The following is a 23,580-nucleotide window of genomic DNA, read 5'->3' as shown; positions in this document are numbered from 1 at the left end:
GTATATAAGATATGGATGATGTCGTGCTTTTTTCATGCGCTAAATTGTGTGCTTACCCCAACATTTATTATAGAACCTTTTTTAAATTAAATAACCCCACTAATCGTCTTTCGATTAGTGGGGTCAGTGGAAATTATTTTTTCAAATCACTACGTGTAATAATATGGTCTACTAAACCATATTCTTTCGCACGTTCTGCCGTCATAAAGTTATCACGGTCTGTATCTTTCGCGATTACTTCAATTGGTTGACCTGTGCGTTCAGATAAAATACCATTTAACTTTTCACGTAGGAACAAAATGCGTTTAGCAGCAATCTCAATTTCAGTTGCTTGCCCTTGTGCTCCACCAAGTGGTTGGTGAATCATTACTTCTGCATTTGGTAAAGTATAACGCTTACCTTTTGTTCCAGCTGCAAGTAAGAATGCCCCCATAGATGCAGCCATACCAATACAAACGGTTTGTACGTCTGGTTTGATAAATTGCATAACATCGTAAATTGCCATACCTGCCGTGATACTACCACCAGGGCTATTGATGTAAATGGAAATGTCTTTTTCTGGATCTTCTGCTTCCAAGAATAATAATTGAGCTACGATGGCATTAGATACATTATCATCTATTCCACTTCCAAGCATAATGACACGGTCTTTTAATAGACGTGAATAAATGTCATAAGCACGCTCTCCACGACTAGTTTGTTCAATAACTGTAGGAATTAAGTTCATTGAAATTGCCTCCTTCAAACGTAAATTCTTTTTCTAATATCCTGAGATGACGATTGCCTCTCAGCTATATCCTTATCATATACAATATGGTCAAGGATGGTCAAATATAACGTTCTCAAATGTCTAGTTGAATTGTTGATAGCTAATTTGTATAATAGAAAAGTCGCTTGCCCTCGTGGTGCAATGGATAGCACGTAAGCCTCCGAAGCTTAAAATGTGAGTTCGATCCTCGCCGAGGGCGTTGTCAGAAGAAAAATTCAGCTTTCACCTTAAATGGTGAAAGCTGTTTTTTCTATCTTAACCTATGCAAACGTATTCCTCATTGTTCAATCTTCTTTTTGAATCATCGCAATTAATCCAGATACGGCTTGTTCTTCATCAGAACCATCCGCACTAATGACAACCTGTGATCCTTTGCTTATCGCTAAGCTCATAATCCCCATAATACTTTTAGCATTTACTTTTTTATCATCTTTTTGTAAAAAAACATCCGCTTGGTAGCGGTTTGCTTCTTGAACAAAAAGAGCAGCTTGCCTTGCTTGTAGTCCTGATTTTAAAGTTACTTCAACTTGTCGATCCAACATTCTCTAAATTCCCCCTTAGCAAAAATCCGTACGTATATTGTTACTATGTTAGCTGATGTATGTGTTTCAGACAACTATCATTTCACTTTATCTAAACTTGTCCCACTTCTAAGTGCATCTGCAATCTCGTCAAGCTTTCGCAATCTATGATTTATTCCAGACTTACTGACTGTACCTGTCGAAACCATCTCACCTAATTCTTTCAAGGTGACATCTTGATATTCCACTCGTAAACGAGCGATTTCACGTAATTTCTCCGGTAATTGATCAATTCCCATGACATTATCAATAAATCGTATATTGTCGACTTGTCGAATAGCGGCACTAATGGTTTTATTCAAATTAGCCGTTTCACAATTAACAAGTCGGTTTACACTGTTTCTCATATCCCGTAAGATACGGACATCTTCAAATTTCAATAAAGCCATATGTGCACCAGTTATACTTAAAAAATCAGAAATTTTTTCTGCTTCTTTTAAATACGTGACAAACCCTTTTTTACGCTCAATCGTTTTGGCATTAAGTCCAAAGCCATTCATAAGAGCAACTAATGCTTCGCTGTGATCTTTATAAGAAGAGTAAATTTCTAAGTGATAAGCTGATGTTTCGGGGTTATTAACAGATCCTCCAGCTAAAAAAGCACCTCTTAAATAAGCACGTTTACAACATTTCTTTTTCACTAACTCTTTTGAAATCGTATGATTGAACTGAAAGTCATCAGAAATAATTTTCAAATCCTCCAGCAAAGCCTTCGCACCGTCACGAACACGGCAAATGTACACGTTATTCTTTTTTAAGCGCATTTTTTTACGAACTAGCAATTCCACCTGATATGGATACAATTCTTTCATCAGTGTATAGAGTCTTCGCGCAATCGCTGCGTTTTCAGTTTGCACATCCAGACTTAAAGCTCTATTGGCAAAAGATAGGGAACCGTTCATACGTATTAGTGCAGATAACTCCGCCTTTGAACAACAAGGGGTAGATGCTGCTTGAGTTAATTCTTTTTTTGTTTCTGACGCAAATGACATGGGAACTCCCCCTTTCGGAAGGAAGATGTTAGGTTTGCTGATTTCGCATACTTTCATTTTCTTCCGCATATTGTACGAGCCATTCTGCTACTTTCGTTGCTTCATGACGAATCGCACCTTCTCTAATTGTTGCTATATCTTTTTTAACTACGTTAATACCCATTTGTGTTAAACGAGTTTCGTCATAACTTACGGGTTTTGATTGTTCTTGTTCATATACGCGCTGCACAGACTGTGGAACTTCATCCGTATTTAATAAGATTGTATCAATAAATGGCGCACCCATATGATACATCAAAGCACGAACATGGTCGGCTGCAGAATAGTTATGTGTTTCTCCAGCTTGTGTCATTAAATTGCAAATGTATACATTCGGTACTTTGGAAGCTAAGATTGCGTCGCGAATTCCTTCAACCATTAGGTTTGGCAAAATACTCGTATATAGACTTCCCGGTCCAAATATTAATAAATCCGCCCTTTCAATCGCTCGGATTGTATCAGGAAGCGGTTTCACATCATTTGGAGATAAAAACACGCGATGAATGCGTTGATTATATGTGGGGATTTTAGATTCTCCCGTAACAATTGTTCCGTCCTCTAACTCCGCATGTAAAGTGATTCGCTGGTTTGCGGCAGGTAGAACTGTTCCATTCACATTTAATACTCGACTCATTTCTCGGATCGCATGTGAAAAATCACCTGTAATATCCGTTAAAGCCGTTAACATCAAATTTCCAAGCGAATGTCCTCCTAAATCATTTGAAGAACTAAAACGGTATTGGAACATTTCTTCTACTAAAGGTTCTACATCAGAAAGTGCAGCCATTACTTTACGTATATCTCCAGGTGGAGGAATGTCATAATCATCACGTAGCCTACCTGAACTACCTCCGTCATCTGCGACAGTCACAATGGCAGTTAAGTCTACGGGGAATTTTTTCAATCCTCGTAATAACGTGGAAAGACCCGTCCCACCACCGATAATGACAATCCGTTTCCGGCGTTTGGAACGTGCCATTCCATCAACCCTTTCTATGCTTAATATCCCGATGAGTAATAACAGTTTGGTAGTCTTTTTGGAAAAGACCCGCAAAATGTTCTGCTAAAGTGACGGAACGATGTTGTCCCCCCGTGCATCCAAAAGCGATCACCAGTTGTCTCTTACCTTCACGTTTATATTGTGGAATCATGAATAAAAACAAGTCCGCTAATTTTTCTATTAGCAACTGCGTATCTGGCCATTTTAAAACATATCCAGACACATCTGCATCCAATCCAGTTTTAGGACGAAGCTCTTCTATATAATAAGGATTTGGTAAAAAACGAACATCAAATACTAAATCCGCATCAATTGGCATTCCATGTTTAAATCCAAATGACATTACATTTACAGTAAATGTAGAGTTGTCTTTTGATGAAAATTCTTCTTGAATTTTTTCTCTTAATTCTTTCGGTTTTAAATCAGAAGTATTGTATATAAATTGCGCACGGCCTTTTAATTCAGACAGTAGCAATCGCTCTTTCGCTATTCCTTCCAGAGGCAATCCAGCCGGAGCTAAAGGGTGAGAACGTCTTGTTTCTTTATATCGACGTACCAACGTCTCGTTATTCGCTTCTAAAAATAAAATTTTAGGAGTAACTAAGTCAGTTTTCCCCATATCATCTAATGCACCTATTAATGAATCAAATAAATCGCCACCACGCATATCCATTACTGCGGCAATTCGGTTCATATCTTTACCAGAGTCCTTCATCAACTTTAAAAAAGTTGTTAGAAGAGCTGGAGGCAAATTATCGATACAAAAAAAGCCTAAATCTTCGAAACTTTGAATGGCAACTGTTTTTCCTGCTCCAGACATACCAGTGATGATAACCAATTCCGAATCTTGAGTTTGGCTCTTTTCCATTATTGATACTCCCCTTCACTTGATGCCTGAATGTTTTCATCTAACAATTCAAAATCTGGCGTATAGACAAATGTACCATATTGAATTCCTTGTTGCGTTACAGCAAATTGGAGATTTGTTCGATCGCCTTCTGCCATTGGCAGATGAGCTAAACTCTCGACTGGATGCCACTCAAGTATGCCTTCCTTAGTGGTTTCATAAGGAGTGCCTTCTAAACCATGAGAAACAAATGTAAACAACATCCACTCATCAATTACTTCATCTTGTTCTTGGATAATCATCGTATAGATTCCTTTTAAATGAGGCTGATGAGGATGAGTATTGGTTTCTTCCTCGAATTCTCGAATTGCTGCCAAATAAATGGATTCACCTTGTTCCATTTTGCCACCTGGCGCTACATACCAATCTCTACGAGGCTTTTTTAATAATAAAACTTGATTATCTTTTAGGACGATTAAATTCGCTATTCGTTGCACATTTTACACTCCAAATCCAACTAGACTCACTCATTCTATTATACAACTTTAATTGGACTTATATCAAAAAATCAATTTTACAATATGTAAAGTCATTGGATAAGGAATTGATCCAAATATGAAGCTAAGTTAAATAGGAGTGATGAAGTAAAATGAGAAGACTTCAAGGGGAAAGAAACAGCCTGTGTCTTAAACAGGCAAAAAAAGAGGCTGCTTCTTCGATTTAAATCGAGAAACAGCCTGTCAAAATGTTGCTATTAAAAAAGGGGGTCAATTTACTATCTTGACTATACACTTTTATTGTTGCAACGGTATTACAGCAGCATTAAGGAATGATTAAATTAAGCGTCTTTACTTAATTTTTCATGCAATTCTTCAATATAGTGTTGCGCAGCTTGTGCAGCGACGCTTCCGTCTCCTGTTGCAGTGACAATTTGACGTAATGTTTTTTCACGAACGTCACCCGCTGCAAAAATACCAGGAATCGAAGTTTCCATTTGATCATTCGTTAAAATATATCCGGCTTCATTTAAAATGCCCAAATCAGCAAACGGTTTTGTTAAAGGAAGCATCCCGATGTAAATAAATACACCATCCGCTTTGAATTCCGTTTCAGTATCATCAACAGTTGATTTTAATGTTACACCGCCGACTTTCCCGTTTTCATCATTGATTTCTTTTACAGTAGAATTCCAAATGAATTCGATTTTATCGTTGGCAAAAGCACGTTCTTGAAGAATCTTTTGTGCTCTTAACTCATCTCTACGATGTACTATCGTAACTTTGCTAGCAAAACGTGTTAAATATACGCCTTCTTCAACAGCAGAGTCTCCGCCGCCTACAACGACTAATTCTTTGTTTCTGAAGAACGCACCATCACATACTGCACAATAACTTACACCACGTCCGCCCAGTTCTTTTTCGCCTGGAACGCCCATTTTTTTGTATTCTGCGCCAGTAGTAATAATAATCGAGCGGGCTTTATACTCTTTCCCGCCAGCTTTAATCGTTTTATAAGCTTCGCCATCAATGATTTCTTGCACATCACCGTAAGCATATTCAGCTCCGAATTTTTTTGCATGGTCGAACATTTTTGTAGAAAGCTCAGGTCCTAAAATATGTTCAAACCCAGGATAGTTTTCTACTTCTTCTGTATTTGCCATTTGACCGCCTGGAATTCCTCGTTCAATCATTAGAGTTGATAAACTACCACGAGATGTATAAACAGCAGCTGTCATACCAGCTGGACCTGCACCAATAATGACAACATCATAAATTTTTTCTTCAGTCATTTAAAAATCCTCCTAAAACAATCGTTCTTAAACAAATCGTATATAAAACGATTCCTTCGTTCAACTTATTTGCTTACGAATCAAATAATGGTAAAAACTGAATCAGTTCATTTACATATTTGGTTAATGTGGCAGATGTAATATTATAATTTGCAGCGACAGCTTTTTTCGTAATTCCTTGTCCTCTAGACGATTGGAACATATAATCTGCGGCAGCAGCTAAAGCATTTGGATTTTTAAAAGAATATTCTTTATCAATTGCACGCTCCATTAAAACGAACCACATTTGAAATAAAAATGAACCTGCAATTGAAACAGGCTGATATTTATCGTAAATGTATTCAGTCGCTTCAACCGCACGTAAAAACGAACGCTCGCTATCATTTTTGCTATCAAATGAATGACCTAATGAATGTGCCAGTAACCATTTTTCCATTGAAGAATAAGATTCTACTCGAATCCATTCAGGATGGGACAAAATTTCTTGCTTATGTGATGTTTTACCAAGAAGAAAGAGACCGAACATCCGCTCACTGCGATAAGCATTTTCAAGCTTTTCAACAATGAAATCTCGATTGTGCTCCATGCCAGTTTGAGAATCCCCATCTTTTTGACCTGACCATGGCTCTAATCCTTCTTTATCTGGATCTATTTGAGTTAGAAGTTTCCACGTTTGTCGTGCAATCTCTTCGTGCCCTGAAAAATAGGCAGAGTGAGATAACCAAAAATAAAACCCGGGGTCACCCTCGTAGCCTTTTTTCTGCAAAGAACGCAACCATTTAAAAGCATCTTTATAACGACCTACTAAAGCGAAAGTTGCCCCGAGCTTATATCGATGTTCAATTAAATACGGTTGTATTTTACTTAGCATCGCAAGTAAATGATTCAATTCTTCTTCATCTTTTTCATAATAGTGAACCACGGTTAAATTACATAACGCATGTAAATTCCCTGTATTTTCTTCTAATACTTGGTGCAACAAAGCTTTTGCTTGATCGACTTCACCAATGTAAAAATAAGCTAGCGCTAAATTATTATATGCTGCCCAAAACTCCGGATTTTCTTCAATGAGTTTTTCAAGTACTTCAACCGCTTGGTCGAAATTACCTTGCTCCATCATTTTTCTAGCTTTTTCTTGTATATAAAGGTTATCACTATCAATCGAATCGTCTTCAAAAAGTGGCCAATCTTCTTGTTCTGCAAAATCAATGATTTCCATTGCTTCTTCAGCATATACGCCACTTACATCCATCTCTGTATACTTAGTAGCGTATTTTCGAGCCTCAACAATTAAGCCTAAATGAGCATACACTTCTGCTAAGAAGAAAATAATTTCTGTTTCATTAGGATCTAAACTATGAGCACTTTGAAGCAACTCTAAAGCCAAATCGTAATTTTCCAGTTCCATTTCAACTATCGCAAATTGCATCAAAATAAGCGGATCATCAGGACTGAGTTCCGCTGCTCTTTTCAAATATTTATGCGCCTTATCAAACTGCTCGCGATTGAGAGCTTGAAGCGCTTTTTGATAATAATACTCGCCAGTAGGAATAAACGACACTACATTTTCTTTTATAGGTTTTTTACGCTTGTTCTCCAAATAAATGCCTCCGAAAAAATGAAAAGGAACTTATTCAGTCCCTTTTCAGTATCTTGCTATTATAGCACATTAGACAATTATTTACTCTCATGGCGTTTTTGTAAAACTTCCAGCACTTCATACAAATCTACTTTTTGTTCTTGAAGTAAAACCAATAAGTGATAAAGCAAATCCGCGGCTTCCCATTGCAATTCTTGCGCATCTCTATTTTTAGCTGCAATCACCACTTCAGTTGCTTCTTCTCCTATTTTCTTCCCGATTTTATCGACACCTTTTTCAAACAAATAAGTCGTATAGGCACCTTCAGGCATTGTTTTTTCACGCTCTTGAATCACATTAACTAAATCCGCTAAAATGCCAAAGCTTCCTACTTTTTCATCGGGTGTTAAGACATCTTTATGGAAACAAGTTGTTTCTCCTGTATGACATGCCGGTCCATTAGGTATCACCTCTACAACTAATGCATCTTGATCACAATCTGTGCGTATTGAAATGACTTGCTGTTTATTCCCACTAGTCGCGCCTTTGTTCCATAACTCTTTTCGCGAACGGCTGTAAAACCAAGTTTCCTTTGTAGCAATTGTTTTTTCTAAGGACTCTTGGTTCATATAAGCAACAGTTAAGACTTCTTTTGTTTGTGCATGTTGAACGACTACTGGAACAAGTCCTTGCTCGTTAAATTGTATCGATTGCATGTTGAATTCAGTCATCTAACAGACACACCTTTCTCTTTTAAAAAGTTTTTCACTTCTTGAACACTCGTTTCTTTATAATGAAAAATTGAAGCTGCTAGAGCAGCGTCAACATCAACCTCAGTAAATACATCATAAAAATGGACTGCGTTACCCGCTCCTCCACTAGCAATAACAGGAACAGAAACCGCTTCACGTACTGCCTTCGTCAAAGCTAAGTCAAAGCCTTTTTTCTCACCATCTTGATTCATCGAAGTTAATAAAATCTCTCCCGCACCTAAACGAGTCGCTTCTGTAGCCCAGCCCACTGCCGTGAGTTCAGTTCTCTTGCGTCCTCCATGTGTATAAACCATCCAGGTGTTATCCGCGTCAGACCATTTGGCATCAATCGCAACTACGATGCATTGCGATCCAAAGAATGCTGCACCTTCAGAAATTAGTTCAGGACGTTCAATCGCTGAGGTGTTCACAGATACTTTGTCTGCCCCTGCACGAAGCATGTTTTTCATGTCTTCTAAGGTGCGAATACCCCCACCAACTGTAAAAGGAATCGCTAGTTCTTTTGCGGTTTGTCTAACAACATCAATCATCGTTTCTTTTCCTTCATGAGAAGCTGAAATATCTAAAAAAACCAGTTCGTCTGCGCCTTGTTCGTCATAAAACTTAGCTAACTCAACCGGATCTCCCGCGTCACGCAGTGAAACGAATTGAATGCCTTTGACGACGCGGCCTTCTTTGACATCTAAACAAGGAATAATACGTTTCGTTAACATGTTGACACCTCTGATAATGCCTCAGACAAAGTAAAGCGATTTTCATAAATGGCTTTTCCGATAATTACACCATTAATCGTAGAATTTTTAGAAACATGAGAAACTGCCTTCACGTCAGCAAGTGAGCTAATTCCACCCGAAACAATCACTTCAGCACCTGTTGCTTCAGCGAGAAGTTCATTTGCTAATAGATTAGGTCCCATTAATGTTCCGTCCGTTGCAATATCCGTAAAAATGAACGTTTTTGCCCCACGTTCAGCAAAATACTGACCTACTTCAATTGCTGACTTAGAAGAAGTCTCAATCCAACCGTGAGTTGCGACCATCCCATCTTTAGCATCAATCCCTATGACAATTTTGTCTGGACCGAATTTTTCAATAAAAGATGCTGCTAATTCAGGTTGTTGTATCGCAAGACTTCCAATGATGACTCGTGCTACTCCACGGTCAAGGTAATGTTTCACATCATCTTCAGAGCGTATACCGCCACCAATTTGCACATTTACACCTAATTCTGTAGCAGCTCGTATCACATCTTCATCGTGGATTCGTTTGCCATCTCTTGCCCCATCTAAATCGACCATATGAATCCACTTTGCACCTTGACTTGCGAATGTTTTAGCCATCTCAAATGGTGAATCTGCATAAATCGTTTCTTGATTGTAATCACCTTTATATAAACGTACGCATTTTCCGCCGCGCATATCGATTGCAGGATATAGTTCAAGTGCACTCATTTTGACGCACTCCTTTCCTTTACGTATCGAACCCACTCTGCAAGCAAATATTTACCGAATGGTCCGGATTTCTCTGGGTGGAATTGCATACCCATAATGGCATCTTTTTGCACAAGTCCTGGAACAAACTGTCCCGCGTAAGTCGCACTTGCCAGCACTTCGCTTTGCTTCGTGTTTTGCGCTAAATACGAGTGGACAAAATACACATGCGTGGACTCTTCTTTTGCTAAGTCATGCAACCAGTCGGGCTGGGTTACAAAAGACAAAGGATTCCATCCCATATGAGGAATCCTAATTTTTTTTTGCTGAGAGTCTAATTCATCAAACCGTTTAATCTCACCCTTTAAAAGGTTTAATCCTTTTGTAGTCCCATTTTCATTACTCTGTTCATATAAAAGCTGCATTCCTAAACAAATGCCTAACAATGGTTTATTTAACGTTGCCAATCCTTTGATATAATCCGCTAAGCCAAGTTCATTTAATCTCTCCATGGCATCTGGAAATGCGCCAACACCTGGCAGTAAATAACCGTCCATTTTATCTAACACATCTCGGTCAGACGTAATCGTAACGTCACAACCTAAACGCAATAAAGCTTGTTCGACACTATATAAATTGCCCATTCCATAATCGATTACACCAATCTTCATGTTAATAGCCCTTTTGTGGATGGAACGCCTTTCACTCTCTCGTCTATCGTTACCGCTTCATCAAGTGCTCTTGCAAGCGCTTTGAAGATTGCTTCAATCATGTGATGTGTATTATGACCATAGTGAACGATAACGTGAACATTCATACGAGCTTCTAGTGCAAACTTCCATAAAAATTCATGAACTAATTCCGTATCAAAATTACCTACCTTTTGAGTTGGGAAAGTAGCACGAAATTCTAAGTGTGGACGATTGGAACAATCAATTACGACTTGTGCTAAAGCATCATCCATCGGCACAAATGCATTACCATAGCGGCGTATTCCTTTTTTATCTCCTAAAGCTTCTTTCATCACTTGACCCAACACGATTCCAATATCCTCTGTTGTATGATGATCATCAATATGTGTATCCCCTGAGGCTTCAATCGTCGCGTTAAACAACCCGTGTTTTACAAAAAGATCAAGCATATGATCCATGAAAGGAACGCCAGTGTCAATTTTCGCTTGTCCTTCACCATCTAAGTTTAGTGAAACTTTCACTTGAGTTTCATTTGTTTTTCGATTTATGGTTGCTTCTCTCGTCATGATTGATCCACTCCTTTATCCCATCTTCTAGATTCGACGGCTCTCGCATGTGCTTCTAAACCTTCCATTCTTGCTAGTCTCGCAATTTTGTCCACATGTTGTTGCCACGTCTCTTTTGTATAGTAAATAATGCTTGTTTTTTTAATGAAATCGTCAACCGACAACGGACTCGAAAATCGAGCCGTACTATTTGTCGGCAACACATGATTCGTTCCCGCAAAGTAATCACCAATTGGTTCAGAGCTGTATCGGCCAATAAAAATAGCCCCAGCATGACGGATTCGAACTGCGACATCATGCGGTTCAGTCGTCATGATTTCTAAATGTTCTGGAGCTAACTGATTGACTGCTTCCACAATTTGTGACATCGACTCGGCAATATAGATACATCCGAAATTCTCTATAGAAGCGCGCGCAATATCTTCACGCGGTAATGTCCTTAGCTGTCTTTCAACTTCTTGTGCAACTTCTGAAGCAAAAAATTCACTCGTGGTTAGTAAAATAGGACAGGCCATCGGATCGTGTTCCGCTTGAGACAATAAGTCCGCTGCTACTTCATCAGCGTAAGCTGTTTCATCCGCAATGATGGCTATTTCACTTGGTCCAGCAATCATATCGATTGCAACTTCACCAAATACTTCACGCTTAGCAAGAGCCACAAACACATTTCCTGGACCCGTTATTTTATCAACAGGCTTGATGGTTTCTGTTCCATAGGCAAGCGCTGCAATGGCTTGCGCGCCACCGATTTTATAAATCTCATCTATCCCAAGTATAGATGCCGCTACTAAAACAGCATCAGGTAAAATACCTTGGTTGTTTGGAGGAGAGACAATGACAATTCGTTTCACTCCAGCTACTTGAGCAGGTATAACATTCATTAAGACGGATGAAGGATACGCGGCTGAACCACCAGGAACATACAAGCCTACGGCATCTAAAGGATTAATGCGCTGACCAATAAAAGAACCATGGTTCACATCCACTTCATAAGAAGAACGCTTTTGTTGTTCATGGAAAAGACGAATATTAGCTGCAGCTTCTGTTAAATCCTTTAGTAAAACCGCATCAAAATGCTTTTTGGCATTGTTTATTTCATCTTGTGAGACACGCAACTTCTCCAATTTCACACCATCCCACTTCTCACTGTATTCAGCTATTGCCTCGTCTCCTCGACTTTGAACATCAGCCAATACACCTTTGACGGTTTTTAGCTGCTCCATATTCCCCATCTCTAAAGGCCGTCTCAAAGAAATATTTTTTGTTAATGAAACGATTTTCATTTCTTCCACTCCCTACTTCATTGACTCTTTTAACCGTTTCACCATATCTCGAATACGCTCACTTTTTAAACGATAACTCACTGGATTTGCAATAAGTCTCGATGTGACATCGACGATATGTTCATATTCAACAAGACCATTTTCTTTTAACGTACGACCTGTTGATACAATATCGACAATACGATCAGCTAACCCGATCATTGGTGCTAATTCAATCGATCCATTTAACCCAATGATTTCAACTTGCTCCCCTTTTTCTTTATAAAAAGTAGAAGCAATCTCTGGATACTTGGTTGCTACACGTGGCGCAATTTCGTTCATTGATGTGTTTGGAAGACCGGCAGTTGCTATATAACACTGACTAATTTTCAAATCCAATAGTTCATGTACAATACGTTTTTGTTCAAGTAATACATCTTTACCCGCAATTCCTATATCTGCAACCCCATGTTCTACATAAATCGGAACATCCATCGGTTTTGCTAATATAAATCGGATATTTTCTCCAGGAGCCTCAACTATTAATTTTCTAGATTCTTCTAAATCGTCAGGAAGTTGAAACCCTGCTTTTTGGAGCAGAACATACGCTTCTTCAAAAATCCGACCTTTTGGCATGGCAATGGTTAATTCACTCATTAGGGTTATCTCCTTCTACCAACCATATTACTTGGCTGAAATGTTCTTGAAGTGCTTGTTTATCTTCCACGCTTTCAACAAACTGAAGGGTTGTCCGAATACCTTCATCTCTCAATGCTTTCGCTTTTTGAATCGCCTCTAGATAATGATGGTTGTCAAAGAATATGAGTGCATGTATGGTTGTATTTTTTGTCGGAATCAACACTTCAAGTAAGCGATCCACACGCAAACCAAATCCTGTGGCACCAACAGGTGAATTGAATTCTTTCAATAAACCGTCATAGCGCCCCCCATTACCTATCGCAAAACCAGATCCACTCGCAAACACTTCGAAAAGCATGCCCGAATAATAGCTCATTTCACTGGTTAACGTTAAATCATAGGTCACTTTCTCAGAAAGTCCGGCTTGCTCGAGTAATAATGATAATTCATTTAAATACGTATACATTTCAACTTGGTTAAGATTTGCTTCATCTATATAAGGACGGAGCTGTTCAATCGATTGCATATTCGACGCTTGTGTCAGAAATTCGAAAAAGTATTCTTTCGCTTCTTCAGTTAAATCATAGTTGTTTATATGTTCTTCAAATCCGACTAGATTTTTATTCACAAGTAAATTGCGTAACTCTTTCACTTGTTCTTCTGAATGCGTGAGTTCCGTTAAAATGGAATGCAATAAGCCCGCGTGTCCAACCGTTAATCGGTAATTTTGAACCCCTAACTCACTGACAAAGTCTGCAGCTGTTAAAATCATTTCAGCATCTGCATAAACCGATGAATCACCAATGAGTTCTACACCCATCTGTTCAAATTCAGCCGGTCTTCCCCCCTCATGCTCTTGCGCGCGAAAGACATTAGCAAAGTAAGCGAGTCGTAATGGGATCTGCTCTCTTAGTAATTTGGATGTTGCGACTCTTACAATTGGCGTTGTCATATCTGGTCGAAGGACCAATGTTTCTCCTTGACGATCCACTAACTTAAATAACGATGAATCGCTAATTGCTGATGCCTTTCCGATTGTTTCGTAATATTCAACTGTTGGTGTTTTGATAAAATCAAAACCTCTTGACTGGAAAAAGGTTCTTCCTATATCACGTACTCTTTCTTTTTGTTCATTTATTAAAGGGAATGAATCTCTCATTCCTAGCGGTTTTTCGAATTTTCGTATCGGTGTCATGAATTTTCCACTTCCTAAAATAAGGATATTTTACTTTATCACACTAGCATACTACTACACTGAAATAAAAACTATTTTATCGTATACATGGGTCACAGTCAATTAATAAATCATTGCTTATATGTAAACTGATACAAGCTAAGTTTTTAATTTAGAATGCTATCTAATTCGTATACCCTTTCGGTTGTAAAAAAAGACCTTATGAAGTGAGGAAATTCTCTTCATAAAGTCTTTTCTAGTTGTATATTATTTCGCTTCAGCATTTCTTCAGCGGTATAAATGATTTTCATTGGATTTCCACCCACAAAACTTCCTGCAGGGATGTCTTGGTGAACGAGTGTTGCTGCAGAAACGATGGCATCATTACCGATATGCACTCCTGGTAATATGGTCGAATTAGCACCAATTAATACGCGATCACCAATGACCACATCGCCAATTCTATATTCATCAATTAGATATTCATGTGCCAATATGGTGGTATTATAACCAATTATTGAATTCTTCCCTATTGATATACGCTCGGGGAACATCACATCGGGCATAACCATAAGCGCAAAGGAGGTTTGATCCCCCACCTTCATATTTAAAAAGGTGCGATAAAGCCAATTTTTGAATGGAAGTGAAGGACTGTATCGACCTAGCTGAATAACAACGAAGTTTTTCATGACCTTGAAAAATGGCACTGTCTGATAAATATGCCATAAAGAATTTGCTCCTTTTACAGGAAACCGATCCGTTCTTCTCATACCTTCTGTCCTTCAACCATTTGAAGTAAATCAGAAATGTGCTGTAACATGTAGGTTGGATTAAATGAAGCTAAATATTCCTCACCTTTAGCTGTCCATGCAACACCGGCAGTTCGAACACCAGCATTTTGCCCACCTTCGATATCATGATAATTATCACCAATCATAATGGCTTCATCTTTTGAAGCATTTAACCGTGACAAAGCAATAAGTATGGGTTCTGGATCCGGTTTTGGATTCACCACATCATCTAATCCGATCACCACTTCAAATATATCTTCGATACCCATCCATTTTAAACCACGCAAAATGATGTCTTTCTTTTTAGTGGAGACAATCGCCAGTTTAATACCCCGTGCTTTTAATAGTCTAAGTGTCTCTGATACCCCATCATACTCCACCACAAGATCGTCATGCATTTCTATATTTAAGGCACGATATTCTTGGATTAATTCATCCGTTAACGTTTCATCAATAGAGTCAAATGTTTGTTTTAAAGAAGGTCCAATAAAATGCAAACAATCTTCTTTTGTAAATCGTCCAGGGTATCGGTTTCCTAAAACACTTAAGAAGGTTTGAATGATCAAATCGTTCGTATCTAATAAGGTTCCATCAAAATCGAACAGAAGTGTCGTTATTGGTTGTTTATTCATGAGTTAAACACTTCCTTTTGTTTAGTTTGTTCTGCTCGTCTCCAAACCGTTGCTACCACAATGGTTAATACAAAAGCAGTGAAAAGTCTTAAGAAAAATAAAGGCAAAATCGGAATACCGAGAGGAATAAATATAAGCGTATCCTCAACTATGGCATGACAGGCGACTAAAAAGATAAACACAAGTGTGGCATCTTTCTTACTGACGCCATCTTCTCTAACTGCTTGAATCATAACACCTGCGCCAAAAGCTAGACCGATGACCAATCCTGACACAAGTGTCATCGAAGCATTTGGTGCAATCCCTAATACTTTCGTTAAAGGTATTAGTTTTTCAGAGAATCGTTGTAAATAGTTTCGGTCTTTCAAGTATTGAATAATCACCATAAGTGGAATTACGACCAAAGCTAGTTGTACAACGCCGAAGCTTGCTTTCTGCAATCCTAGTAATATGATTTCAACCCATCCATCCGGCACTGCTGCTACTTTTGGTGCCATTCCATATGTAGCAACCTCAGAACCGCCTGACCAAACAAGGTTGATAACAATCGCTGAGATTGAGGCTAGACCTAACCGCACTAACAATACGACCCACAATTTCACACCAACTTTTAAAGCTACGGCCGTTTCAATAAATAAATTATGCGAAAAAGAAAGCATCACTGCTAATATAAAAACTTCATTAACCGTCAATTCAAGTGATAAAATCCCAGCAATTCCAGCGTACAGATTTAGGAAGTTACCTAAAACTAAGGGAATCGCCGCTTCTCCTCTTAATCCAAACACACTCATAATGGGCGAAACGAAATTAATAACCCACGGAAGAATTGGTGTAAATTGCAAGATTACAAGGATTAGAGTGATGGGAAATATGATTTTGCTAAGTGTCCATGTTGTTTGAAAACCTACCAATAATCCCTTTTTTATAGTTGACATGAATGAACATCCTCACTCTTTAAGCATCTTTATAGCGTGCTGCATTTTTTATCATTACTCTTCTATAAATTACGATAATTAACGCCACAGCAAAACCTATAATGGATATCACTTGTGCGGTGCGTAACTCACCGATTAAATACAAACTGTCCGTTCTCATTCCTTCAATAAAGAAGCGTCCGAAGGAATACCACATGATATAAAATAAAAACATTTCGCCACGAAGTAAGTTAACACGTCGGAGTGCAATCATGATCATAACACCCGTAAAATTCCACAATGATTCATATAAAAAAGTTGGGTGATAATAAGTCCCATCAATATACATTTGGTTAATAATCCAGTCAGGTAAGAATAAATTCTCTAAAAATGACCTTGAAACTTCTCCACCATGTGCTTCTTGGTTCATGAAGTTACCCCAACGACCAACCGTTTGCCCGATTAAAATACTCGGTGCAGTCATGTCGGCAAGCTTTAAGAATGATACGTCTCTCTTTTTCGTAAATACATAGGCGACAATAAATGAAACGATTAAAGCACCATGTATGGCTAAGCCGCCTTCCCAAATTTGAAGAATCTTTCCTGGGTTCTGAGCGTAAAATTCCCATTTAAATATTACGTAATATAACCTTGCGCCTAAAATGGCTAAAGGAACTGCCCAAATTAATACATCTGTTAGGAAATCAGGGTGAAATCCACGTTTCACCATCTCTTTTTGTGCAACTAAAAAGGCAATAACGATACCTGTTGCGATAATAACGCCGTACCAACGTACATCAATTGGTCCGAGTGAAAAGGCGATCGGATCAATTGCTCCTAGTAAAAAATTCATGTTGTTCTCCTTCCAAAGCTCTCTATTTAGTTAGTTCTGTTTATTAATATTGTTGATTCCTTTTTCATTTAAAATCTACCCTAAGTTTAAAATTAAACGTTTTTTTTATATTCCGCAAAACAGCTCCGCTTTCCGCGGGCTTGCGCCGAACTAACTCGGACTTATCGTCCGAGTGGATTTCGACACTTCGCTTATCCCGCTGGAGTCTTCGCCGTTTTACTCCATATCAAAAGTAATCAGCTACCCTTAAACAATTTTGCACATGTAAATCTTTAACTTTTACCTACATCCATCTAGCCAACAATTTCACATAATAAGTTCTTGAAAAATTTAGCATGTACGTTGAAGTAAGACGAGAAAGTCAAAATCACCGAGCAATCGCATGCTTGCATCAATCTAAAATTCTCTAGATGTATTAATTAATTTTAAGTAAAGAGCTTATTACACTTTTTAATAAGAAGCGTCCTCATTTTGACTGATGACATCGTTTAATCGATTTGAAAACTCTTCTGCTGCATTTACGCCCATTCGTTTTAAACGATGGTTCATAGATGCTACTTCAATAATAACAGCTAAGTTTCGACCTGGACGAACAGGAATCGTGAACTTGGTCAGATCCGTGTCGATGATTTTCATTTTCTCTTCATCTAACCCAAGTCGATCATACGTTTTATTCGCATCCCAAATTTCTAAGTCAATAACGAGGGAAATACGTTTAAAGCTGCGAATGGCACTTGCACCAAACAGGGTCATGATATCGATAATTCCTACTCCACGAATCTCAAGTAAATGTTCAATCAGCTTTGGTGCGCTTCCTACAAGAGTGTTTTCAGCTTCTTGTCTAATTTCTACACAATCATCAGCGACTAAGCGATGTCCACGTTTCACTAATTCCAACGCAGTTTCACTCTTACCTACGCCACTCTTTCCGGTGATTAATACACCTACTCCATATACATCGACTAATACGCCATGAACAGCAGTCGTTGGAGCTAGTTTACTTTCAAGGAAATTAGTCAGTAGACTTGAAAAGCGTGTCGTTGGCATTTTAGTCGTTAATACGGGGACATTTTCCTCATTCGCTGCTTTTTTTAACTCTTCGGGAACGTTCATCCCATGCGAAATAATAATGGCAGGTGTTTCAGGTGAACATAGTTTTTTCATGCGCTCCTTTCGTTCATGAGGCAAGAGCATATCAAAAAAGGATAATTCCGTTTTACCTAATAACTGTACACGATTAGCAGGATAATGGGTGAAATAACCGGCCATCTCAAGTCCAGGTCTAGAAATATCACTAACTGAGATATGACGTCCAATGCCTTCCTGTCCGCTGACTAAACTTAATTCAAACATTTCTTTCACGTCCTTGGTGGAAACTTGAACCAAAAAATCACCTGCTTTCTTCGAATTTCGAATCATTCTTCATGCTTCATATTTTAGCATGACTACCGAGAAATGAAATGATTTTAACTCAAGTTGTCCCTTTTCTTGAATTCCTTTCTATATAGGAAAGAGGAGGGTTGATAAATGTTGAAAATCATTATTGATGCAGGTCATGGACCACACACCCCTGGTAAACGTTCACCAGACGGTCAGTTAAGAGAATTTGAGTTCAATGAAGCAGTCGCTAGGCGACTCAAAAAGAACTTGCAAAGCAAGAATGTCCTATGTATTTTTTCACACGATATTAATCGAGATGTTCCTTTGAATGAGCGGATCACCTTAGCTAATCGTATGAAAGCAGATTTATTCATTTCGATACATGCAAACGCATTTGGTACACAATGGAATGAAGTAAATGGGATTGAAACCTTTACATGGTTAAACGCGAGAAGTATCACGAGGAGTTTTGCTGCTTTTATTAACCAAGAGATCATCAAGTCAACAGGACGTAAAAATAGGGGTATCAAACAAGGAAACTTCGCAGTTTTGCGAGAAACGAATATGCCTGCAGTACTAGTAGAATGCGGTTTCATGACGAATAAACAAGAAATGCAGTTACTGAAAGAACCGATGTATCAGCAACAATGTGCTGATGGAATCTCAAATGGAATTCAACGTTTTATTGAAAGAACGAAACAATGTTAGGAAAAGGAAAACCCGAATCGAAATCGATTCGGGTTTTTTACTTGTTTATTCAGAACTAATGTAGCGAACTAAGATTGAACCTGTTTTCGCTTCACCTTTGATGTATAAAGGAGCAGATGAGCCTTCAAGGTCTTTTGTAAAACGAATATTCTTTTGTAAGAAATGGTCTTGTTCATTTAATCTCGTTACATCTGGCAAAGCAACATCCATTTTGCCAAAGTTCGATGATACTTCACCTTGTAAAGCAACGGAGGATGGAACGTAAATTTCTACGGATCCTGCTACTGCAAGACCTTCTATTTTAGTAGCTTCTTTATTTTTTGTCGTTAATGCCACATGACCATTTACAGATTGTGCTTCAATATTTTTCAGAAGCCCATCGATATAAATACGCCCATTAATTGTTTCGGCATCGATTTTATTCCCTTTTGCATCTTTTACAAGAATAGCTCCATTCGCTGTTTGGATTTCTCCATCCTCGATTGAACAATCCTTAAGTTCAATCTTCCCGTTCGCAGTTTTCACTTTTAAACGGTCTGTTTCGAGGTGTTTCCCATTGAATGCACCATTAAACAATCGCACCGAAATAGAATCGTATTTTGCTTTTGGTATATAAAGAACAATATTTACGGAAGTCGTTTTCAAATCACTAATAATACGTAATTTTTGTTGATCTACCACAAACACAAACTTATCATGGAATTCTCTTTTCCCTTCTTCTTCAGAAGAAGATCTGTAGACTTTCACGTGACATTCTGCTCGCAGCTTCCCGTCTTGTGATGGATAAATCTCTAACTTACCATTGGCTAAATCTGCTGAAATGTTGTTAAAATCCATTTCTTCCTTGTGGATGGTGTGGTGGAACTCCATTGGCTCACCAAAAGGCATATCGAAATCAAATGATTTCATCTTTCCAACGGCTGATTGCATTAATTGCATGAATCGATCGCCAAATTGAGAAAAATCCCGTTTAATATCTTCCATGAAATCATCTGCTTGAGATGATGTTGAACTTTTCGTATGTGTTTCTTTGTTGGAGTGACTTGAATGAGTCGGCTGTTCCATCTGTTTAGTAGGACCAGTCGTATTACTCGTTTCATTTCCTAGAGCCTCTAGCAATACTAACGCTTCTTGAGCAGAAATCGAACCTTTTTCAACTAAGTCTAAAATGCGTTTACGTTCTTCTTGCATATTATTGGCCTCCTCTAAGGTTGCTTTTAGGCATACCTTTCTATTCCTTTATACATACGAATCAGAAGATAAAAGGTTTCATTTTGCTTCTACTGGGACTTTTTTTGTTTTTTTCTTAGAAGCTTTTTCTAATTCTACATCCATTCGTTTTCGTTCGCGCTCAAGTACAGGTTTTAAATAATGACCTGTATATGATTTTTTGACTTTCGCAATTTCTTCTGGTGTACCAACCGCTAAAATCGTTCCACCTTTGTCTCCGCCTTCAGGTCCTAAGTCAATAATATAATCAGACGTTTTAATCACATCTAAATTATGTTCAATGACTACAACCGTATCTCCATTTTCTACAAGCCTTTGCAAAACAATCAGCAAACGAGCAATGTCATGGGCATGCAAACCAGTTGTTGGCTCATCCAAAATATAAAAAGACTTACCATTTGAACGTTTGTGTAATTCTGAAGCAAGTTTCACTCGTTGGGCTTCCCCGCCCGATAAAGTCGTTGCTGGTTGTCCTAATTCCATGTAACCAAGACCTACATCAACAATTGTTTGTAGTTTTCGTTGTATCTTTGGAATGTTTTCAAAGAATTTCGTTGCATCTTCAATCGTCATCTTTAATATCTCTGCGATGTTTTGACCTTTATAACGAACTTCGAGTGTTTCACGGTTATAGCGTTTCCCATGACAGATTTCACATGGGACATAAACATCCGGTAAGAAATGCATTTCAATTTTAATGATTCCATCGCCGCGACATGCTTCACAACGACCGCCTTTTACATTGAAGCTAAATCGTCCTTTTAGATATCCTCGAACTTTTGCTTCATTCGTTGATGCAAAGACATCCCGAATATCATCAAATACGCCTGTATAGGTCGCTGGATTTGATCTAGGTGTACGACCAATAGGTGATTGATCGATATCGATTACTTTTTCAAGTGCTTCCACACCCGTAATTTCTTTATGTTGCCCAGGCTTCGCTTTGGCACGATTCAGTTTTTGGGCGAGAGATTTATGTAAAATCTCATTGATTAACGTACTTTTCCCTGATCCTGAAACGCCTGTTATTGATGTGAAGATTCCTAGTGGAATATCAACTGAAACATTTTTTAAATTATTTTCAGTTGCACCTTTTATCGAAATCATGCGTCCATCTGGCTTTCTACGTTCAATTGGAAGTGGAATGAATTTCTTCCCACTCAAATACTGGCCAGTTAAAGATTTTTTACTTTTCATTACTTGCTCCGGAGTTCCAGATGCCACGATTTCTCCTCCATGAACACCAGCGCCTGGACCAACGTCTATTAAGTAATCAGCTGCCATCATTGTATCTTCATCATGTTCAACAACGATTAACGTATTGCCGATATCCCTCATATTTTTTAAGGTAGCAATCAAGCGATCATTATCTCGTTGATGCAAACCGATGGATGGCTCATCCAAAATGTATAGTACGCCTGTAAGACGTGACCCAATTTGCGTAGCTAATCTAATTCGTTGTGCTTCTCCTCCAGATAAGGTTCCAGCTGCACGGCTTAATGTAAGGTAATCCAACCCAACATTAATTAAAAATCCTAAACGCTCTCGAATTTCACGTAAAATCATCTTGGCAATTTGCATATCTTTTTCCGATAAACGCAATTGATCAAAGAATTTATCGGCTTCTTCTATCGAGAATTCTGTGACTTTCCCAATATGAATAGAATCAACCTTCACTGCTAATGTTTCAGGTTTTAAACGATAACCTTTACATGTTGGGCAATCTTGTTGCGCCATGTATTTTTCCATTTGATCTCGGATGTAATCAGATGATGTCTCTTTAAATCGACGTTCAATATTTGGAATAACTCCTTCAAAGTGAATAGCATTGTCTCGTACTTGTCCAAAATCATTCTCATATCTAAATCTAATTTTATCTGACCCTGAACCATATAAAATTTTATCCATTTGTTCTTTTGGTAGTTCTTCAACTGGAACAGACATATCAATTTTATAATGCTTACATACTGCTTCTAATAATTGTGGGTAATATTGCGAACTCGTTGGTTCCCAAGGGGCAATGGCACCCTTTTTAAGAGATAGGGACCAATCAGGAATGACTAATTCTGGATCTACCTCAAGTTTTGTTCCTAAACCATCACATTCTTGGCAAGCACCAAAAGGACTGTTAAATGAAAACATACGTGGTTCTAGTTCTCCAATTGAGAATCCACAAATTGGACATGCATGATGTTCACTAAATAAGATCTCTTCATGCTCCATTACATCAATCAGTACTCGTCCATCAGCTAAACGTAATGCCGATTCCAATGAGTCTGCAAGACGTGGAGCAATATCTTCCTTCATCACAATTCGGTCAATGACAATTTCAATATCGTGCTTTTTATTTTTCTCTAATTGAATGTCATCGTCTAAGTCCATTAAATCACCATTTACACGAACCCTTACATAACCTTGCTTTTTAACATCTTCCAGCATTTTGGCATGTGTTCCTTTACGACCCGAAACAATGGGAGCTAGAATTTGCATGCGTGTTTTTTCTGGAAACTCGAGTAAGCGATCAACCATTTGTTCGATTGTTTGGGAAGTAATTTCAATCCCGTGATTTGGACATATCGGTTTTCCTACACGTGCATACAATAGTCGCAAATAATCATAAATTTCCGTTACTGTCCCAACTGTTGAACGCGGATTACGGCTCGTCGTTTTTTGATCGATTGAAATGGCTGGCGATAACCCCTCTATGGAGTCAACTTCTGGCTTATCCATTTGACCTAAAAACTGTCTAGCATAAGCAGAAAGTGATTCAACATAACGACGTTGACCTTCCGCATATATCGTATCGAATGCTAAAGATGATTTACCGGAACCTGATAAACCCGTCATAACGACGAGCTTATCACGTGGAATCGATAAAGATAGATTTTTTAAATTATGTGCTCGAGCACCTTCTATACGTATTTCCTGGTTTTTCAAATTC

At 38.3% G+C, this 23,580-nt stretch carries 24 protein-coding genes and 1 tRNA gene; 2 read left to right on the top strand and 23 right to left on the bottom strand.

What is annotated here, in order from left to right; translation table 11 throughout:
* Window positions 1–133: 133 nt before the first annotated feature.
* On the bottom strand, window positions 134–727 hold the full coding sequence (clpP, locus tag ACHUE4_RS08130; RefSeq protein ID WP_394188866.1) for an ATP-dependent Clp endopeptidase proteolytic subunit ClpP: 594 nt from the start codon (window positions 725–727) through the stop codon (window positions 134–136).
* Window positions 728–896: 169 nt separating this feature from the next.
* Between clpP and ACHUE4_RS08125 the strand changes: the two genes are divergently transcribed.
* Window positions 897–968, top strand: a tRNA-Arg gene (locus ACHUE4_RS08125).
* A gap of 85 nt (window positions 969–1,053) precedes the next feature.
* On the opposite strand, the gene ACHUE4_RS08120 is transcribed toward ACHUE4_RS08125, so the two are convergent.
* The 20 genes from ACHUE4_RS08120 to hprK all read right to left on the bottom strand — a co-directional run bounded on the left by ACHUE4_RS08120 (window position 1,054) and on the right by hprK (window position 18,707).
* Window positions 1,054–1,311, bottom strand: coding sequence for an HPr family phosphocarrier protein (locus ACHUE4_RS08120; RefSeq protein ID WP_394188865.1), 258 nt, complete (start codon window positions 1,309–1,311; stop codon window positions 1,054–1,056).
* 77 nt (window positions 1,312–1,388) lie between these two features.
* Window positions 1,389–2,342 carry a DNA-binding protein WhiA gene (gene whiA / locus ACHUE4_RS08115; RefSeq protein WP_394188864.1) on the bottom strand — a complete coding sequence of 318 codons (954 nt, stop codon included), beginning with the start codon at window positions 2,340–2,342 and terminating at the stop codon, window positions 1,389–1,391.
* Between the two features lie 28 nt (window positions 2,343–2,370).
* On the bottom strand, window positions 2,371–3,360 hold the full coding sequence (locus tag ACHUE4_RS08110; RefSeq protein ID WP_394188863.1) for a gluconeogenesis factor YvcK family protein: 990 nt from the start codon (window positions 3,358–3,360) through the stop codon (window positions 2,371–2,373).
* A gap of 4 nt (window positions 3,361–3,364) precedes the next feature.
* Complete coding sequence (rapZ, locus tag ACHUE4_RS08105) at window positions 3,365–4,249, bottom strand: RNase adapter RapZ (RefSeq protein ID WP_394188862.1); 885 nt, start codon at window positions 4,247–4,249, stop codon at window positions 3,365–3,367.
* Window positions 4,249–4,725, bottom strand: a complete 477-nt coding sequence (locus ACHUE4_RS08100; protein WP_394188861.1) for an NUDIX hydrolase — start codon at window positions 4,723–4,725, stop codon at window positions 4,249–4,251. The genes rapZ and ACHUE4_RS08100 overlap by 1 nt, the downstream gene beginning before the upstream one ends.
* Window positions 4,726–5,066: 341 nt before the next feature.
* Complete coding sequence (gene trxB, locus ACHUE4_RS08095; RefSeq protein WP_394188860.1) at window positions 5,067–6,017, bottom strand: thioredoxin-disulfide reductase; 951 nt, start codon at window positions 6,015–6,017, stop codon at window positions 5,067–5,069.
* Window positions 6,018–6,090: 73 nt separating this feature from the next.
* Entirely contained in the window at window positions 6,091–7,617 is a 1,527-nt protein-coding gene (locus ACHUE4_RS08090; protein WP_394188859.1) for a tetratricopeptide repeat protein, read from the bottom strand.
* Window positions 7,618–7,694: 77 nt separating this feature from the next.
* A complete protein-coding gene (gene hisIE / locus ACHUE4_RS08085; RefSeq protein ID WP_394188858.1) occupies window positions 7,695–8,327 on the bottom strand; it encodes a bifunctional phosphoribosyl-AMP cyclohydrolase/phosphoribosyl-ATP diphosphatase HisIE in 633 nt (210 codons plus the stop codon).
* On the bottom strand, window positions 8,324–9,082 hold the full coding sequence (hisF, locus tag ACHUE4_RS08080; RefSeq protein ID WP_394188857.1) for an imidazole glycerol phosphate synthase subunit HisF: 759 nt from the start codon (window positions 9,080–9,082) through the stop codon (window positions 8,324–8,326). Before hisF ends, hisIE begins: the two co-directional genes overlap by 4 nt.
* Window positions 9,076–9,819 (bottom strand): 1-(5-phosphoribosyl)-5-[(5-phosphoribosylamino)methylideneamino]imidazole-4-carboxamide isomerase, encoded by a 744-nt coding sequence (hisA, locus tag ACHUE4_RS08075; protein ID WP_394188856.1) that lies wholly within the window; start codon window positions 9,817–9,819, stop codon window positions 9,076–9,078. The genes hisF and hisA overlap by 7 nt, the downstream gene beginning before the upstream one ends.
* Complete coding sequence (gene hisH, locus ACHUE4_RS08070) at window positions 9,816–10,469, bottom strand: imidazole glycerol phosphate synthase subunit HisH (RefSeq protein ID WP_394188855.1); 654 nt, start codon at window positions 10,467–10,469, stop codon at window positions 9,816–9,818. Before hisH ends, hisA begins: the two co-directional genes overlap by 4 nt.
* Window positions 10,466–11,056 (bottom strand): imidazoleglycerol-phosphate dehydratase HisB, encoded by a 591-nt coding sequence (hisB, locus tag ACHUE4_RS08065; RefSeq protein ID WP_394188854.1) that lies wholly within the window; start codon window positions 11,054–11,056, stop codon window positions 10,466–10,468. The genes hisH and hisB overlap by 4 nt, the downstream gene beginning before the upstream one ends.
* The gene (gene hisD, locus ACHUE4_RS08060; RefSeq protein ID WP_394188853.1) at window positions 11,053–12,339 is read right to left on the bottom strand and encodes a histidinol dehydrogenase; all 1,287 of its coding nucleotides are present in this window, start codon (window positions 12,337–12,339) and stop codon (window positions 11,053–11,055) included. The genes hisB and hisD overlap by 4 nt, the downstream gene beginning before the upstream one ends.
* A gap of 12 nt (window positions 12,340–12,351) precedes the next feature.
* Window positions 12,352–12,975 (bottom strand): ATP phosphoribosyltransferase, encoded by a 624-nt coding sequence (gene hisG / locus ACHUE4_RS08055; protein WP_394188852.1) that lies wholly within the window; start codon window positions 12,973–12,975, stop codon window positions 12,352–12,354.
* Window positions 12,968–14,152 (bottom strand): ATP phosphoribosyltransferase regulatory subunit, encoded by a 1,185-nt coding sequence (locus tag ACHUE4_RS08050; protein WP_394188851.1) that lies wholly within the window; start codon window positions 14,150–14,152, stop codon window positions 12,968–12,970. The genes hisG and ACHUE4_RS08050 overlap by 8 nt, the downstream gene beginning before the upstream one ends.
* A 221-nt stretch (window positions 14,153–14,373) precedes the next feature.
* Window positions 14,374–14,901: an acyltransferase gene (locus ACHUE4_RS08045; RefSeq protein WP_394188850.1), complete on the bottom strand. Its 528-nt coding sequence runs from the start codon at window positions 14,899–14,901 to the stop codon at window positions 14,374–14,376.
* Window positions 14,898–15,554 (bottom strand): pyrophosphatase PpaX, encoded by a 657-nt coding sequence (gene ppaX, locus ACHUE4_RS08040; RefSeq protein WP_394188849.1) that lies wholly within the window; start codon window positions 15,552–15,554, stop codon window positions 14,898–14,900. The genes ACHUE4_RS08045 and ppaX overlap by 4 nt, the downstream gene beginning before the upstream one ends.
* Complete coding sequence (locus ACHUE4_RS08035; RefSeq protein ID WP_394188848.1) at window positions 15,551–16,489, bottom strand: nucleoside recognition domain-containing protein; 939 nt, start codon at window positions 16,487–16,489, stop codon at window positions 15,551–15,553. The genes ppaX and ACHUE4_RS08035 overlap by 4 nt, the downstream gene beginning before the upstream one ends.
* 19 nt (window positions 16,490–16,508) lie before the next feature.
* Window positions 16,509–17,321, bottom strand: a complete 813-nt coding sequence (lgt, locus tag ACHUE4_RS08030) for a prolipoprotein diacylglyceryl transferase (protein WP_394188847.1) — start codon at window positions 17,319–17,321, stop codon at window positions 16,509–16,511.
* 450 nt (window positions 17,322–17,771) lie between these two features.
* A complete protein-coding gene (hprK, locus tag ACHUE4_RS08025; RefSeq protein ID WP_394188874.1) occupies window positions 17,772–18,707 on the bottom strand; it encodes an HPr(Ser) kinase/phosphatase in 936 nt (311 codons plus the stop codon).
* Window positions 18,708–18,848: 141 nt separating this feature from the next.
* On the opposite strand from hprK, the gene ACHUE4_RS08020 reads away from it, so the two are divergent.
* On the top strand, window positions 18,849–19,409 hold the full coding sequence (locus tag ACHUE4_RS08020) for an N-acetylmuramoyl-L-alanine amidase family protein (RefSeq protein ID WP_394188846.1): 561 nt from the start codon (window positions 18,849–18,851) through the stop codon (window positions 19,407–19,409).
* A 45-nt stretch (window positions 19,410–19,454) separates the two neighbouring features.
* On the opposite strand, the gene ACHUE4_RS08015 is transcribed toward ACHUE4_RS08020, so the two are convergent.
* A complete protein-coding gene (locus tag ACHUE4_RS08015; protein ID WP_394188845.1) occupies window positions 19,455–20,600 on the bottom strand; it encodes a DUF4097 family beta strand repeat-containing protein in 1,146 nt (381 codons plus the stop codon).
* 78 nt (window positions 20,601–20,678) lie between these two features.
* On the bottom strand, window positions 20,679–23,576 hold the full coding sequence (gene uvrA, locus ACHUE4_RS08010; protein WP_394188844.1) for an excinuclease ABC subunit UvrA: 2,898 nt from the start codon (window positions 23,574–23,576) through the stop codon (window positions 20,679–20,681).
* Between the last annotated feature and the right edge of the window lie 4 nt (window positions 23,577–23,580).

The sequence above is a fragment of the Paenisporosarcina quisquiliarum genome, from assembly GCF_043641925.1.
In the GTDB taxonomy this organism is placed as follows: Bacteria; Bacillota; Bacilli; order Bacillales_A; family Planococcaceae; genus Paenisporosarcina; species Paenisporosarcina quisquiliarum_A.
Note: the sequence above shows the minus strand (reverse complement) of the source record. Positions and strands in the feature narration are given on the sequence as shown.

Bases quoted from the DNA above. Each gene is read 5' to 3' on its own strand.
- hisF (WP_394188857.1), bottom strand. From the start codon at position 9,082: ATGTTAACGAAACGTATTATTCCTTGTTTAGATGTCAAAGAAGGCCGC.
- ACHUE4_RS08045 (WP_394188850.1), bottom strand. From the start codon at position 14,901: ATGAGAAGAACGGATCGGTTTCCTGTAAAAGGAGCAAATTCTTTATGG.
- ACHUE4_RS08050 (WP_394188851.1), bottom strand. From the start codon at position 14,152: ATGACACCGATACGAAAATTCGAAAAACCGCTAGGAATGAGAGATTCA.
- ACHUE4_RS08015 (WP_394188845.1), bottom strand. From the start codon at position 20,600: ATGCAAGAAGAACGTAAACGCATTTTAGACTTAGTTGAAAAAGGTTCG.
- hisH (WP_394188855.1), bottom strand. From the start codon at position 10,469: ATGAAGATTGGTGTAATCGATTATGGAATGGGCAATTTATATAGTGTC.
- ACHUE4_RS08110 (WP_394188863.1), bottom strand. From the start codon at position 3,360: ATGGCACGTTCCAAACGCCGGAAACGGATTGTCATTATCGGTGGTGGG.
- lgt (WP_394188847.1), bottom strand. From the start codon at position 17,321: ATGAATTTTTTACTAGGAGCAATTGATCCGATCGCCTTTTCACTCGGA.
- hisA (WP_394188856.1), bottom strand. From the start codon at position 9,819: ATGAGTGCACTTGAACTATATCCTGCAATCGATATGCGCGGCGGAAAA.
- trxB (WP_394188860.1), bottom strand. From the start codon at position 6,017: ATGACTGAAGAAAAAATTTATGATGTTGTCATTATTGGTGCAGGTCCA.
- ppaX (WP_394188849.1), bottom strand. From the start codon at position 15,554: ATGAATAAACAACCAATAACGACACTTCTGTTCGATTTTGATGGAACC.
- hisD (WP_394188853.1), bottom strand. From the start codon at position 12,339: ATGAAAATCGTTTCATTAACAAAAAATATTTCTTTGAGACGGCCTTTA.
- whiA (WP_394188864.1), bottom strand. From the start codon at position 2,342: ATGTCATTTGCGTCAGAAACAAAAAAAGAATTAACTCAAGCAGCATCT.
- hisG (WP_394188852.1), bottom strand. From the start codon at position 12,975: ATGAGTGAATTAACCATTGCCATGCCAAAAGGTCGGATTTTTGAAGAA.
- ACHUE4_RS08120 (WP_394188865.1), bottom strand. From the start codon at position 1,311: ATGTTGGATCGACAAGTTGAAGTAACTTTAAAATCAGGACTACAAGCA.
- hisIE (WP_394188858.1), bottom strand. From the start codon at position 8,327: ATGACTGAATTCAACATGCAATCGATACAATTTAACGAGCAAGGACTT.
- rapZ (WP_394188862.1), bottom strand. From the start codon at position 4,249: ATGGAAAAGAGCCAAACTCAAGATTCGGAATTGGTTATCATCACTGGT.
- hisB (WP_394188854.1), bottom strand. From the start codon at position 11,056: ATGACGAGAGAAGCAACCATAAATCGAAAAACAAATGAAACTCAAGTG.
- clpP (WP_394188866.1), bottom strand. From the start codon at position 727: ATGAACTTAATTCCTACAGTTATTGAACAAACTAGTCGTGGAGAGCGT.
- ACHUE4_RS08020 (WP_394188846.1), top strand. From the start codon at position 18,849: ATGTTGAAAATCATTATTGATGCAGGTCATGGACCACACACCCCTGGT.
- ACHUE4_RS08035 (WP_394188848.1), bottom strand. From the start codon at position 16,489: ATGTCAACTATAAAAAAGGGATTATTGGTAGGTTTTCAAACAACATGG.